The organism is Nocardioides sp. NPDC087217, assembly GCF_044744805.1.
GTDB lineage: Bacteria > Actinomycetota > Actinomycetes > Propionibacteriales > Nocardioidaceae > Nocardioides.
Window position 1 is genome coordinate 75,243 of sequence record NZ_JBIUZB010000010.1, and the last position, 13,243, is coordinate 88,485.

Sequence of the window (13,243 nt, forward strand, 5' to 3'; positions counted from 1 at the left end):
CGGCTTGGTTTTCTGTCAGTTCGTGCCGACTCGGCACCGCATCGGTCAGCGGGCGGCTGAACCCTCGGTGTAGTCGTCGTCGGACTGGCTCCACGAGAAGTGGGCGCGCAGGGCCTTGCCGGTGGCCTCGATCGGGTGACCGGCCTCCTCCTCGCGCAGCTTCTGGAACTCGGCCGCACCGTTGTCCTGGTCGGCGATGAAGCGGGCGGCGAAGGAGCCGTCCTGGATCTCGGCGAGCACCTGCTGCATGGTCTCCTTGACCTGCGGGCCGATGACGCGCGGGCCGGAGACGTAGTCGCCGTACTCAGCTGTGTCGGAGATCGACCAGCGCTGCTTGGCGATGCCGCCCTCCCACATCAGGTCCACGATGAGCTTGAGCTCGTGGAGCACCTCGAAGTAGGCGATCTCGGGCTGGTAGCCGGCCTCGGTGAGCGTCTCGAACCCGGCCTGGACCAGGTGGGACACACCGCCGCAGAGAACGGCCTGCTCGCCGAAGAGGTCGGTCTCGGTCTCCTCGGTGAAGGTCGTCTTGATGACACCGGCGCGGGTGCCACCGATGCCCTTGGCGTACGACTTCGCGAGGTCCCACGCGGAGCCGGAGGCGTCCTGCTCCACGGCGATGATGTCCGGGATGCCGCGGCCGGCGACGTACTCACGACGGACGGTGTGGCCCGGGGCCTTCGGGGCGACCAGGATCACGTCGACGCCCTCGGGCGCCTTGATGTAGCCGAAGCGCACGTTGAAGCCGTGGCCGAAGACGAGAGTCTTGCCGGCGGTCACGTGGGGCGCGAGCTGGTCGTTGTAGAGACCACGCTGGTGCTGGTCGGGGGCAAGGATGACGATCACGTCGGCCTCGGCCGCGGCGTCGGCCGGCGCGAGGACCTTGAAGCCCTCCTCCTCGGCCTTGGGGGTCGACTTCGAACCGGGCTGCAGGCCGATGCGCACGTCCACACCGGAGTCACGCAGGTTGAGCGCGTGGGCGTGGCCCTGGCTGCCGTAGCCGATGACGGCAACCTTCTTCGCCTGGATCAGCGCGAGGTCGGCGTCGTCGTCGTAGAAAATCTCAGCCACGAGGGCTTCTCCTTTAGTTGTGTTTGATAGGGGTTCAGACCGCGGAAGGCGGAGCGGGCACAGCCACGGATCGCAGGCTGCGCTCGGAGATCGACCGGGAGCCGCGGCCCATGCCGACCATGCCGGACTGGGAGAGCTCACGGATGCCGAAGGGCTCGATGACCCGGAGGAAGTCGTTGAGCTTCCCGGTGTTGCCGGCGAGCTGGACGATGACGGTGTCGGTGGACACGTCGACGACCTTCGCCCGGAAGAGCTGGATGGTGTCGAGCACCTGGCTGCGGGTCTCCGTGGTGGCGGTGATCTTGACCAGCATGAGGGCGCGCTGGACGCGCGTCTCAGGCTCGAGCTCGACGATCTTGATCACCTCGACCAGCTTGTTGAGCTGCTTGGTGACCTGCTCGAGGGGGGTGTTCTCGAGATTGACCACGACCGTCATGCGGGAGAGCTCGTCGTGCTCGGTGGGACCGACCGCGAGAGACTCGATGTTGAAGCCACGACGCGAGAAGAGCGCGGCCACGCGGGCCAGGACGCCGGGCTTGTTCTCGACCAGGACGCTCAGCGTGTGCTTGCCGCCGGTCTTCACGGGCTGAATGCTCATCACAGGTCGTCCTCGTCGAACTCGGGCGCGAGGTCGCGCGCGTACTGGATCTCGTCGTTGGAGGAGCCGGCGGCGACCATCGGCCACACCATGGCGTCCTTGTTGACCCGGAAGTCGACGACGACGGGCATGTCGTTGATCTCCATGGCCTTCTCGATGGTGGCGTCGACGTCGTCGGCGGAGTCGCAGGCCAGGCCGACGCAGCCCATGGCCTCGGCCAGCTTGGGGAAGTCAGGGATGCGCTTGGGCTGGCCGTGGGACTGCAGGTTGGTGTTGGAGTAGCGCTCGCCGTAGAAGAGCGTCTGCCACTGGCGCACCATGCCGAGGTTGTCGTTGTTGATGATCGCAACCTTGATCGGGATGCCCTCGATCGCGCAGGTGGCCAGCTCCTGGTTGGTCATCTGGAAGCAGCCGTCGCCGTCGATCGACCACACCGTGGAGTCCGGGCAGCCGACCTTTGCGCCCATCGCGGCCGGGACGGAGTAGCCCATCGTGCCGAGGCCGCCGGAGTTGATCCAGGTGTTGGGGTGCTCGTAGCCGATGAACTGCGCGGCCCACATCTGGTGCTGGCCGACGCCGGCGGTGAAGATCGTCTCCTCGCCGGAGATCTTGCCGAGCCGCTCGATGACGTACTGCGGGGAGAGGCCCTCGGCGGGGAGGTCGTAGCCGAGCGGGTACGCCTTCTTGATCCCGGCCATGAACGCGACCCAGCCCTCGTAGTCGCCCTCCTTGCCGGCTTCCTTCTCGGCGGTGAGCACCGCGATCAGGTCGGTGAGGACCTCACGCACGTCGCCCACGATCGGGACGTCGGCGTAGCGGTTCTTGCCGATCTCGGCCGGGTCGATGTCGGCGTGGATCACCTTGGCGTTGGGGGCGAAGGAGTCCAGGTTGCCGGTGACGCGGTCGTCGAAGCGGGCGCCGAGGCTGATGATCAGGTCCGACTTCTGCAGGCCGGCGACGGCGGGAACGGTGCCGTGCATGCCCGGCATCCCGAGGTGCTGCGGGTGGGAGTCGGGGAAGGCACCGCGCGCCATCAGGGTGGTCACCACCGGGATCCCGGTGAGCGTGGCCAGCTGCAGCAGCTCGCGGTGGGCGCCGGAGCGGATGGTGCCGCCACCGACGTACAGGACCGGCTTCTTGGCCTCCAGCATCAGGCGCGCCGCCTCGCGGATCTGCTTGGCGTGCGGCCTGGTCACCGGGCGGTAGCCCGGCAGGTGGAGCTCGGTCGGCCACCGGTAGGTGGTGGTGGCCTGCAACGCCGACTTGGTGACGTCGACGAGGACCGGACCCGGCCTCCCGGAGGAGGCGAGGTGGAAGGCCTCAGCGACCCGCAGCGGGATCTCCGCGGGGTCGGTGATGAGGAAGCTGTGCTTGGTGACCGGCATCGTGATGCCGCGGATGTCCGCCTCCTGGAAGGCGTCGGTGCCGATCATCGCCGCGCCGACCTGGCCGGTGATGGCCACCATCGGCACGGAGTCCATGTTGGCGTCGGCGAGCGGGGTGACCAGGTTGGTCGCGCCCGGGCCGCTGGTGGCCATGCAGACCCCGACCTTGCCGGTCGCGGCGGCGTAGCCCTGGGCCGCGTGGCCGGCGCCCTGCTCGTGACGTACGAGGATGTGGCGGATCTTCGAGTCCATCAGCGGGTCGTACGCCGGAAGGATCGCTCCTCCCGGAATGCCGAAGATGTTCTCGGCCCCCGCTGCTTCCAGCGACTTGATCAGGCTCTGTGCGCCTGTCATCTGCTCGCTCATGTCCGCCGTCCTACTCATCGGAGCTTCTACTCATGGGATCTCGTGGTGGGCTGCTTGTGCAACAAAAAACCCTCCGGCCCGGCGGGCAACGGAGGGAGACGCGTCGTCTGGGGCCAGTGGCTCCTAGGCGACGCGCCTGATAAGTACGAGAATGCTGTTCAGCATGCCCACACGTTAACCCCATGTGTCGCGCCGTGTCACCTCACCCTATCGCGCGTCCCATGATCTGAGATCACCGTCCCAGTATCTGTCAGTCGTTCGGCTGGCGGATCTCAGGGTTCTCACCGAGGCGACCGGCCCTCGCCCGTCGATACGCTGGCCGGACACATGGATCTCGGGTCTGACTGCCCTACGGAGGCAACGATGTCGACCGACGAGAAGCAGAAGTCCCCGTGGCTGCCGCCACGCTGGTTCATCCGCGCCGCGTGGTGGTTCCACCGCCGGCTGTACGCCGCTGGCGGAGCCCGCTTCCTGCGCCGCCCACGCGCCGACCGGGCCGGCATGCTCCGGCTGACCACGGTCGGGCGCCGCACCGGACAGGAGCGCTCGGTGATCGTGTCCTACGTCCCCGACGGGTCGAGCTACGTCACGTTGGCGATGAACGGCTGGGCCGACCCGCCGCCCGCCTGGTGGCTCAACCTGCTGGCGCACCCCGATGCCGTCGTCGAGACCGTCGACGGCAGGCAGCGGGTTCGCGCCCGCGAGGCCACCGGGCCCGAGCGGGAGCGGCTGTGGGAGGTGCTCGCGGCCTCCGACGACGGGTGGGGTGAGCTGGACGACTTCGCCGCCCGCCGCTCGCACCCCACTCCGGTCGTGGTCCTGGAGCTCTCAGACCAGTCCGAGCCGCTCGCGCAGGAAGGTCCAGGCGAAGGCGGAGAGGTGGGCTGACTGGGCGTTGTTGGCGGCGCCGCCGTGGCCGCCCTCGATGTTCTCGTAGTACGTGACGTCCTTGCCGGTCGCGGCCAGGAGGGCGGCCATCTTGCGGGCGTGGCCGGGGTGGACGCGGTCGTCCTTGGTGGAGGTGGTGAGCAGGACGGGCGGGTAGGTCCTGGCGGCGTCGAGCAGGTGGTAGGGCGAGAAGGTCCGGATGTACTCCCATTCCTCCGGGACGTCCGGGTCGCCGTACTCGGCCATCCAGCTCGCTCCGGCTAGAAGATGCGAGTAGCGCCTCATGTCCAGCAGCGGCACCTGGATCACGACCGCGCCGAACAGCTCGGGGTAGAGGGTGAGCATGTTGCCGGTCAGCAGCCCGCCGTTGGAACCGCCCTGGATCCCGAGGTGCTGGGCGTCGGTCACGCCGGTCTCGGCGAGATGGCGGGCGACCGCGGCGAAGTCCTCGTACGCCTTGTGCCGGTTCTCCTTCAACGCCGCCTGGTGCCAGGCCGGGCCGTACTCCCCTCCCCCGCGGATGTTGGCGACGACGTAGACGCCGCCCTCGCTGAGCCAGGACCTGCCGACACCGGCGGAGTAGCCCGGCGTCATCGGGATCTCGAAGCCGCCGTAGCCGTAGAGCAGCGTCGGCGCCGGTCGACCGCCGCCGGCGAGGGCAGCCTCGGCACCGACGATGAAGTAGGGGATCCGGGTGCCGTCCGCCGAGGTCGCGAAACGCTGCTCGGCGCGGAGCCCCTCGGTGTCGAACCAGGCCGGCGCCGACTTGAGCGGCTCGATCGTCTCCGCGCCGATCTCGGTCAGCCCGTACGTCGCGGGGGTCAGGTAGCCGCTGGTGACGACCCAGACCTCGTCGGACTCGACCGCGTCGACGGCACGGGTGCCGACGGCGGCCACCGGGTCGGTCGCGGGGAACTCCGAGCGCGTCCACTCGCCGGAGAGCGAGGGGGTCAGCACGTGCAGCTGGTTCTTGACGTCCTCGAACACGTTGAGGACGAGGTGGTTGCGAGTCCAGGTCGCCCCGGCGAGGGAGGTCTTCGCGGTGGGCTCGAAGAGCACGGTGAGGTCGCGCTCACCGGCCAGGAACCGCTCCGCGTCGGTCGCGAGCAGCGAGCCGGCGGCGTACGTCGTTCCGGCGATGGTCCACTCCTCGCGCAGCTCGATGACCAGCCACTCGCGGTGGAAGCCGGCCTCGGCCGAGTCGGGGATGTCGAGCTTGGTGAGGGTCTGCTCGGGGGTGCCGGGGTCGGTGGCGACGTACGTCTCGGACTTGTAGAACGCGATCGAGCGGCTGACCAGGTCGCGCTCGAAGCCGGGGGTGTGGATGCGGCGGGCGGAGATGTACATGTCCTCGTCGGTGCCCTCGTAGACCACCGCAGCGTCCTCGAACGGGGTGCCGCGGCGCCACAGCTTCACGATCCGCGGGTAGCCGCTCGGCGTGAGCGAACCCGGGCCGAAGTCGGTGTAGACGTAGACCGCGTCGGGGCCGCACCAGGAGAGCGCCCCCTTGGCGCCGCCCTGCTCGACGGCGCGGGTGAAGCCACCGTCCGCGGGTGCGACGAACGCCTTCTCGACGAGGTCGAACTCCCTGGTCACGTCGGCGTCCGAGCCGCCCGGGGAGAGGTCGACGAGCACCTTGCGCCACGGCTCGCCGGGCTCGGGGCGGAGCACCGAGGCGCCGTGCCAGACCCAGCTCTCGCCCTCCTTCTCGGCGAGGGCGTCGAGGTCGAGCAGGATCTCCCACGCGGGATCGTCGGTGCGATAGGACTCCGGCGTGGTGCGCCGCCAGATGCCGCGCTCGTGGTCGGCGTCGCGCCAGAAGTTGTAGAGATGCTCGCCGAGGCGCGAGACCTCGGGCACCCGGTCGTCGGAGTCGAGGACCTCGAGGATCTGCGCCTCGATCTTGGCGAAGACGGGATCGGCGCCGACGCTCGCGTGCGCCTCCTCGTTGCGGGCCCGGACCCAGGCCAGCGCCTCGACCCCTTCGACCTCCTCCAACCAGCCGAACGGGTCCTCCCCGGCGGGGTCGAGCGGGGTCACGATCGTCAGCTCAGCGGTCATGCGGGAAGGCTACTTCGCGGTGTGCAAGTTGCAGCCGACAGGCACAATTGCGGCATGAGCGAGCGCCAGCGAGCGACCATGAGCCTCAGGCTGCCGGCTGCGTATTCTTTGCACTGCCCTACGCAGGCGGCGGCATGAGTGACGCGGAGGGGTCGTCGAAGGGGTTGCCGCGGCGAGCGGCGACACGGACGGCGAAGCTGGCCGCACTGCCGATGGGGTACGCCGGGCGCAAGGCGCTCGGGCTCGGGAAGCGGATCGGGGGCAAGCCCGCCGAGGCGGTCCTGGCCGACGTGCACCAGCGTACGGCCGACCAGCTGTTCCGCACCCTGGGCGAGCTCAAGGGTGGCGCGATGAAGTTCGGGCAGATGCTCTCGGTGATGGAGGCGGCGCTGCCGGAGTCGCAGGCGGCCCACTACCGCGCCCAGCTCACCCGGCTCCAGGACTCCGCTCCCCCGATGCCGACCGGGATCGTACGCGGCCTGCTGGCCCGTGACCTCGGACCGGACTGGGCGTCGCAGCTGGTCGAGCTCTCCGACAAGCCGGCGGCCTCGGCCTCGATCGGGCAGGTGCATCGGGGCCGGTGGGCGGATGGTCGCGAGGTCGCGGTGAAGGTGCAGTATCCGGGCGCCGACGAAGCGCTGCGCGCCGACCTGCGCCAGATCGGCCGGGTCGCGGCGATCGGCAACGCGGTGGTTCCCGGGATGGACGTCAAGGCGCTGGTCGCCGAGCTGCAGGAGCGGGTCGTCGAGGAGCTCGACTACCCGAAGGAGGCCGAGGCCCAGCACGTCTTCGCCGAGGCGTACGCGTCCCATCCGCTCATCGACGTACCCGATGTGGTCGCCGTGGGACCCTCGGTGCTCGTCACCGAGTGGGTGGAGTCGGAGGGCTCGATCGCGAAGGTGATCGCCGAGGGCACTCCCGAGGAACGCGACCACTACGGCGAGCTGCTCGCCCGGTTCTGGTTCTCCGCGCCCGGGCTGACCGGGATGCTCCACGCCGACCCGCACCCCGGCAACTTCCGGGTCCTTCCCGATGGCCGCATGGCCGTGCTCGACTTCGGGCTCGCCGCGCGCCTCCCGGAGCGGGGCTTCCCCGAGCCGATGGGGCGGCTGATCCGGATCGCCGCGACCGGCGACGCGGACGCCCTGGTCGCGGGCCTGCGCGACGTGGGCTTCATCCGCGAGGGCATCAAGGTCGAGCCGCAGCACGTGCTCGACTACCTGGCGCCGTTCGTGACCCCGGCGCTGGAGGAGCGCTTCCGGTTCACCCGGGAGTGGATGCGCGAGGAGTTCAAGCGGATCAACGACCCCAAGGATCCCGCCTACACGGTCGGCCTCAAGCTCAATCTGCCGCCGTCCTACCTGCTCATCCACCGGGTCTGGCTCGGTGGTCTCGGGGTGCTGGCGCAGCTCAACGCGGAGGCGCCGTTCCGGGAGATCCTCGAGGAGTATCTGCCCGGGTTCGTGGGCTGAGGGTCAGGGCAGCACGGTCTGTCCGACCGGGCCCGGGTTGTAGGCGATCTCCCAGCGCACGCCGTCGGGGTCGGCGAAGTAGCCGGTGTAGCCGCCCCAGACCCGCTCCTCGGCAGTCGAGGCCTCACGCCCGAGCGACCGGGCGAGCTCCAGGACGCCGTCGACCTCCTCGCGGGTGGCGACGTTGTGGGCGAGGGTGAACGGCGCGACGCCGTCGGCGACGGCGATCGTGCCGACCTCCTCCTCGAACTCGCCCCGGTCCCACAGCGAGAGGATGACGTGCTCACCGACGCGGATCATGAGCACGCCGTCCGCTTCCATCTCGGGAGTCCAGCCGAGCCCGTCGACATAGAACGCCCGGCTCGCCGCCACGTCGGCGACGGCCAGGGTGATGAAGCTGATGCGCTGGTCCATGGCAGCCACACTGCCATGGACCAGCGGGGGTGTCAGGCCGGCTCTCCCGGACCCGGCTTGGCTGGCTTCTCGCGCAGGACGTCGCGACGCTCGCGGTATTCGTTCTCGTCGATCTCGCCGGCCGCATAGCGCTCGGCCAACCGTGCCTCCCCCGCACGCCGCGGCCCCTCGGCCACCCGCTTGCGGCTATAGAGGACGACTGCGGTGATGATCGCCGCGATCACCAGGAACCACAGGATCGGGAAGATCGGCCAGAACGCCGGCGGCCCGCCGCCGTCCTGCCACGGTCCGTTCTCACGCCACGGACCCCAGTGGTCGTCGGCCACCACGGTGGCAACTGTCTCGTTGATACTCATTGCTCGTGTCCAATCTGTCGGGCTTGCCTATGCCCTCAGACTGCTGCGCACGAGCCACCGACACATCGGCTCAGGAGCGGGGGCTGCGTACGCAATCATGCGTACGCAGCCCCTAACCGATCCGCAGCCGGCCGCGCTGGCGGCCATGCTCGTCGAAGTTCGCGGGATCGAGCCAGCGCTCGTGCGCAGCCCGCACGCCCGGCCACTCCTCGGCCGTCACCGAGAACCAGTCGGTGTCCCGGTTGCGGCCCTTGACGACCATGTGGTTGCGGAACCGGCCCTCGTAGCTGAACCCCAGCCGCTCCGCGGCCCGTCGTGACGGCTCGTTGAGCGAGTCGAGCTTCCACTCGAACCGCCGATAGCCCAGCGTGTCGAACGCGTGCCGCATGAGCAGATGGATCGCCTCGGTCGCCGCCCTGGTGCGGGCCAGTGCGGGCCCGAAGAGCACTCCGCCGACCTCGATGCTCCCGTTCGCGGGGTTGATCGCGTGGTAGCCCGCGACCCCGCTCGCCCTGCCTTCCCGCTCCCCCTCCAACGGGGCGAACGCGAACGGCACGACGTCCGCCGCGTCGACGAGCCCCGCCAGGTGCATCCACAGGTCCTGCAGCGAGGTCGGCATCGCGATCGGCCGGTAGGTCCACAGGTCGGCATCGTCGGGGCCGCAGACCGCGGCGTAGAGGTCCGAGTACTGGGCCGACGAGAGCGGCGCGACCCGGACGTAGCTCCCCTCGAGGGTCACCGGCTCGGGCCATGGCCGCGACTCCCAGCCCTCGACGACACCGCCCACCGGATACGAGAATTCGGTCACGGCGGTCATTGTCTCCGACCGCCGTGACCGGTGCTCAGGAGGCTGCCGCATCCACCGTGGCGAGCGAGCGCCGGGCACTGCCGAGGGCGAGCATCCCGACCAGGCAGCCCAGGAGCAGCACCCCGGCCAGGACCATCACCGACTCCACCGCGAACCTGTCCGCGAGCGGCCCGAAGACGATCATCGAGACCGGCATCGACACCGACATGACGATCCCGTAGAACCCGAACACCCGGCCGCGCATCGAGTCCTCGACCTGCTCCTGCAGGACCGTCGCGGCGGGCACCAGCAGCGTCTGGAAGAGGATGCAGATGACCAGGCCGGCGACGGAGAACACCCAGAAGTCTGTCGAGACGCCCAGCCCGATGACGAGCACCCCGACACCGACCGAGGCGGCCACCATCAGCCGCACCCGGCGCTTCACCTTGGGCCCGAAGACGGCCATCAGCGCGCCGCCGACGACCATCCCGACGCTCCAGAACAGCTCGTTGACGCTCAGCATCCAGACCTCGTCGCCGAAGCTGCGCGTGATCATCAGCGGCGTGAGGTGCGCCGGGGCGCCGGCCATGAACATGACGACGGCCACGAGGCCCATCACCCAGCGCACGGAGGCGTTCCCCCTGACGTACCGCACCCCGGCGAGGAGGTCGCCGAAGTAGCTCACCGGTTCGGTCGAGCGGACCATCCGCGCCACCGGCACCAGAAGCAGCAGGAGTACGCCGGCCACGGCCGTCACCACGTCGATGAAGAAGACCGCGACGATGCCGGTGCTCGCGTAGACCGCGGCGGCCACCGCGGGCGCGAACAGCATCATCCCCGACTGGATCGTCTGCTGGGCCCCGTTGACCCGCATCAGGTGCTCGGCCGGGACGGTCTGCGGGAGCATGGCGTTGACCGCCGGCCCCTGGATCCCGGCCAGCGCCGAGCGTACCGCCATCGCGACGAAGATCATCCACAGGTCACCGACACCGCTCAGCATCAGCAGCGCGAGCGCCAAGGTCGCCACCGCGATCGCCGAGTCGGCCCCGATGATCAACAGCTTGCGCGAATGCCGGTCGGCCCATACACCGCCGAAGACCGACACCACCGCCTGCGGCAGCATCCCGGCCGCGACACTCAGGGTCAGCACCGCGGCAGACCCGGTCTCGACCGTGAGGTGCCACATCACCGCGTACCCGACGATCATCGATCCCAACGACGACACCGTCTGGCCGCCGAGGAAGACCAGCAGATTCCGCTTCCATCGATCCGACTTCTGATCCGACTTCTGATCCGACATCGCAACCACTCCCGCATCAGGTGGGCCGCCGTGTCGGCCCCTCACCCATGCCACGAACGGTCGCCGCCGGTTTCGACAGTCGCGGAGACGGCTATTCGGATTCCGGGTCGAAGTCGAACGCCGGGAGCCCGTCGAGACTGGCCAGGTTCTTCCGGCGCCGATATTCGGCGGAACCCTCGACCCCCTTGCGCTCGAAGTACGCCGGGAGCAGGTCGCGCTCGCCGACGTACGACATCAGCGGGACGGCGTAGCCACAGGAGTCGGAGACCCGCTCGATGTCCACGACGACGACCGCCCGGGCACCGGGAAGGTCCGTGAAGCGGCCGGCCAGGTCGGCGTACTCCTCGTCGTAGCGGGTCACGACCCGGCCGCGCCCGTGGAAGCGGACGATGTTCGGTGCCCCGTCGAAGGCGCAGAACATCACCGTGATCCGGCCGTTCTCACGCAGGTGCGCGATCGTCTCGCTGCCGCTCCCGGTGCCGTCGAGCCACGCGAAGGTGAGCTCGTCGAGCATCCCGAAGGTCCCCGGGATGCCTCGCGGCGACAGGTTGACGTAGCCCTCGTCGGAGAGCGGTGCGGTGGCTACGAAGAAGACGACCTGACGATCGACGAACTCCCGCAGCCGGCCCTCGACGCGGGCATGAACCTTTCCCACGCCCGTTACTCCGGCACGAGGCGGTAGGCACCGTCGGAGGCCGAGGTGGCCATCGAGGCGTACGCCCGCAGCGCCGCGGAGACCTTCCGGTCGCGGTTGGCCGGGGTGTAGGGCCTGTCCCGCTTCTCCTGAGCCGCGCGACGCTGGTCAAGGACGAGGGCGTCGACGTCGAGGGAGATCGAGCGGTTCGGGATGTCGATGGAGATCGGGTCGCCGTCCTCGACCAGGGCGATCAGGCCGCCGCCGGCCGCCTCCGGGGAGACGTGGCCGATCGAGAGGCCGCTGGTGCCGCCGGAGAAACGGCCGTCGGTGATCAGCGCGCACTTCTGGCCCAGACCGCGGCCCTTGAGGAACGAGGTCGGGTAGAGCATCTCCTGCATGCCCGGCCCGCCCTTCGGGCCCTCGTAGCGGATCACCACGACGTGGCCGGCCTCGACCTTCTTGGCGAGGATCCCGTCGACCGCGGCGTCCTGGGACTCGAAGACGATCGCGGTGCCGGTGAACGTGAGGCAGTCGTCGGGGACGCCGGCGGTCTTGACGACACAGCCGTCGGGGGCGATGTTCCCCGACAGGATCGCCAGCCCGCCGTCGGCGGAGTAGGCGTGCTCGAAGTCGCGGATGCAGCCTTCGGCGGCGTCGGTGTCCAGGCTCGCCCAGAGGTTCTCCGTGGAGAACGCCTCGGTCGTACGCACCCCGCCCGGTGCGGCCAGGAAGAGGTCGAGCGCCTCCTGGCTGGGGTTCTCCGCGCGGATGTCCCAGGTGCCCAGCCACTCGTCGATGGTGTCGGAGTGGATGGTGTGGACGTCCTCGTTGAGCGCGCCACCACGGCGCAGCTCGCCGAGCAGGGCCGGGATGCCGCCGGCGCGGTGGACATCCTCCATGTGGTACTTCGGGCTGTTGGGGGCGACCTTGCTCAGGCAGGGCACGCGCCGCGAGATCGCGTCGATGTCGTGGACGTTGAAGTCGAGCTCGGCCTCACGCGCGGCCGCGAGCAGGTGCAGCACGGTGTTGGTCGAGCCGCCCATGGCGACGTCGAGGGCGACGGCGTTCTCGAAGGCGCTGCGGCTGGCGATGTTCCGCGGCAGGACGGACTCGTCGCCCTCCTCGTAGTAGCGACGGCACAGTTCGACGATGGTGCGGCCGGCCTCCTCGAAGAGCGCGCGGCGCTTGGCGTGGGTGGCCAGCGTCGACCCGTTGCCGGGCAGGCTCAGGCCGATCGCCTCGGTCAGGCAGTTCATCGAGTTGGCGGTGAACATGCCGCTGCAGGAGCCGCAGGTCGGACAGGCGGAGCGCTCGACCGTGTCGAGCAACTCGTCGCTGACCGCCTCGTTGACCGAGAGCACCATCGCGTCGACCAGGTCGAGCTTGTCGTGGACCAGGCCCTCGACGGCTACCGTCTTGCCGGCCTCCATCGGGCCGCCGGAGACGAAGACGACGGGGATGTTGAGGCGCAGGCTGGCGAGCAGCATGCCGGGGGTGATCTTGTCGCAGTTGGAGATGCACACGATCGCGTCGGCGCGGTGCGCCTCGACCATGTATTCGACCGCGTCCGCGATCAGCTCACGGCTCGGCAGCGAGTAGAGCATCCCGGCGTGGCCCATCGCGATGCCGTCGTCGACGGCGATCGTGTTGAACTCCTTGGCTACTCCCCCGGCCTCCTGGATCTTTTCGGCGACGATCTTGCCGAGGTCGCGGAGGTGGACATGGCCGGGCACGAACTCGGTGAACGAGTTGGCGATCGCGATGATCGGCTTGCCGAAGTCGTCATCGGTCATGCCGGTCGCGCGCCACAGCGCGCGGGCACCCGCCATGTTGCGGCCCGAGGTCGAGGTTGCGGAGCGAAGAGTGGGCATACCAGAAGGCTAGACCGGTTCGGGTGGATCGTTCGAC

The 13,243-nt window shown here is 69.4% G+C and carries 12 protein-coding genes; 2 read left to right on the plus strand and 10 right to left on the minus strand.

Features of this window, described 5'->3' with window-relative positions:
• Positions 1-45: 45 nt before the first annotated feature.
• Genes ilvC through ACIO3S_RS27700 form a run of 3 tightly spaced genes read right to left on the minus strand, consistent with a single transcriptional unit; the run spans position 46 to position 3,420 of the window.
• Positions 46-1,071 (minus strand): ketol-acid reductoisomerase, encoded by a 1,026-nt coding sequence (gene ilvC / locus ACIO3S_RS27690; protein WP_160024591.1) that lies wholly within the window; start codon positions 1,069-1,071, stop codon positions 46-48.
• A 34-nt stretch (positions 1,072-1,105) separates the two neighbouring features.
• Complete coding sequence (ilvN, locus tag ACIO3S_RS27695) at positions 1,106-1,669, minus strand: acetolactate synthase small subunit (protein ID WP_141792540.1); 564 nt, start codon at positions 1,667-1,669, stop codon at positions 1,106-1,108.
• Positions 1,669-3,420 (minus strand): acetolactate synthase large subunit, encoded by a 1,752-nt coding sequence (locus ACIO3S_RS27700; RefSeq protein WP_160024592.1) that lies wholly within the window; start codon positions 3,418-3,420, stop codon positions 1,669-1,671. The genes ilvN and ACIO3S_RS27700 overlap by 1 nt, the downstream gene beginning before the upstream one ends.
• Before the next feature lie 363 nt (positions 3,421-3,783).
• On the opposite strand from ACIO3S_RS27700, the gene ACIO3S_RS27705 reads away from it, so the two are divergent.
• Positions 3,784-4,308 carry a nitroreductase/quinone reductase family protein gene (locus ACIO3S_RS27705; protein ID WP_400469575.1) on the plus strand — a complete coding sequence of 175 codons (525 nt, stop codon included), beginning with the start codon at positions 3,784-3,786 and terminating at the stop codon, positions 4,306-4,308.
• Here ACIO3S_RS27705 and ACIO3S_RS27710 read toward each other — a convergent pair.
• Complete coding sequence (locus tag ACIO3S_RS27710; protein ID WP_400469578.1) at positions 4,249-6,369, minus strand: prolyl oligopeptidase family protein; 2,121 nt, start codon at positions 6,367-6,369, stop codon at positions 4,249-4,251. The two genes, ACIO3S_RS27705 and ACIO3S_RS27710, sit on opposite strands and share 60 nt — an antisense overlap.
• 134 nt (positions 6,370-6,503) lie before the next feature.
• Here ACIO3S_RS27710 and ACIO3S_RS27715 point away from each other — a divergent pair, with 134 nt between their 5' ends.
• On the plus strand, positions 6,504-7,841 hold the full coding sequence (locus ACIO3S_RS27715; RefSeq protein ID WP_400469581.1) for an ABC1 kinase family protein: 1,338 nt from the start codon (positions 6,504-6,506) through the stop codon (positions 7,839-7,841).
• A gap of 3 nt (positions 7,842-7,844) precedes the next feature.
• Here the strand turns inward: ACIO3S_RS27715 and ACIO3S_RS27720 are convergent, their stop codons facing one another.
• The 6 genes from ACIO3S_RS27720 to ilvD form a co-directional block, all read right to left on the minus strand.
• Positions 7,845-8,255 carry a VOC family protein gene (locus ACIO3S_RS27720; RefSeq protein WP_400469584.1) on the minus strand — a complete coding sequence of 137 codons (411 nt, stop codon included), beginning with the start codon at positions 8,253-8,255 and terminating at the stop codon, positions 7,845-7,847.
• A 32-nt stretch (positions 8,256-8,287) separates the two neighbouring features.
• Positions 8,288-8,611 (minus strand): SHOCT domain-containing protein, encoded by a 324-nt coding sequence (locus tag ACIO3S_RS27725; RefSeq protein ID WP_400469587.1) that lies wholly within the window; start codon positions 8,609-8,611, stop codon positions 8,288-8,290.
• Positions 8,612-8,723: 112 nt separating this feature from the next.
• Positions 8,724-9,419, minus strand: coding sequence for a GNAT family N-acetyltransferase (locus ACIO3S_RS27730; protein ID WP_400469590.1), 696 nt, complete (start codon positions 9,417-9,419; stop codon positions 8,724-8,726).
• A 34-nt stretch (positions 9,420-9,453) separates the two neighbouring features.
• Entirely contained in the window at positions 9,454-10,698 is a 1,245-nt protein-coding gene (locus ACIO3S_RS27735) for an MFS transporter (protein ID WP_400469593.1), read from the minus strand.
• Positions 10,699-10,789: 91 nt separating this feature from the next.
• The gene (locus tag ACIO3S_RS27740) at positions 10,790-11,353 is read right to left on the minus strand and encodes a pyridoxamine 5'-phosphate oxidase family protein (RefSeq protein WP_400469596.1); all 564 of its coding nucleotides are present in this window, start codon (positions 11,351-11,353) and stop codon (positions 10,790-10,792) included.
• Between the two features lie 5 nt (positions 11,354-11,358).
• Positions 11,359-13,206, minus strand: a complete 1,848-nt coding sequence (gene ilvD / locus ACIO3S_RS27745) for a dihydroxy-acid dehydratase (protein ID WP_400469599.1) — start codon at positions 13,204-13,206, stop codon at positions 11,359-11,361.
• Between the last annotated feature and the right edge of the window lie 37 nt (positions 13,207-13,243).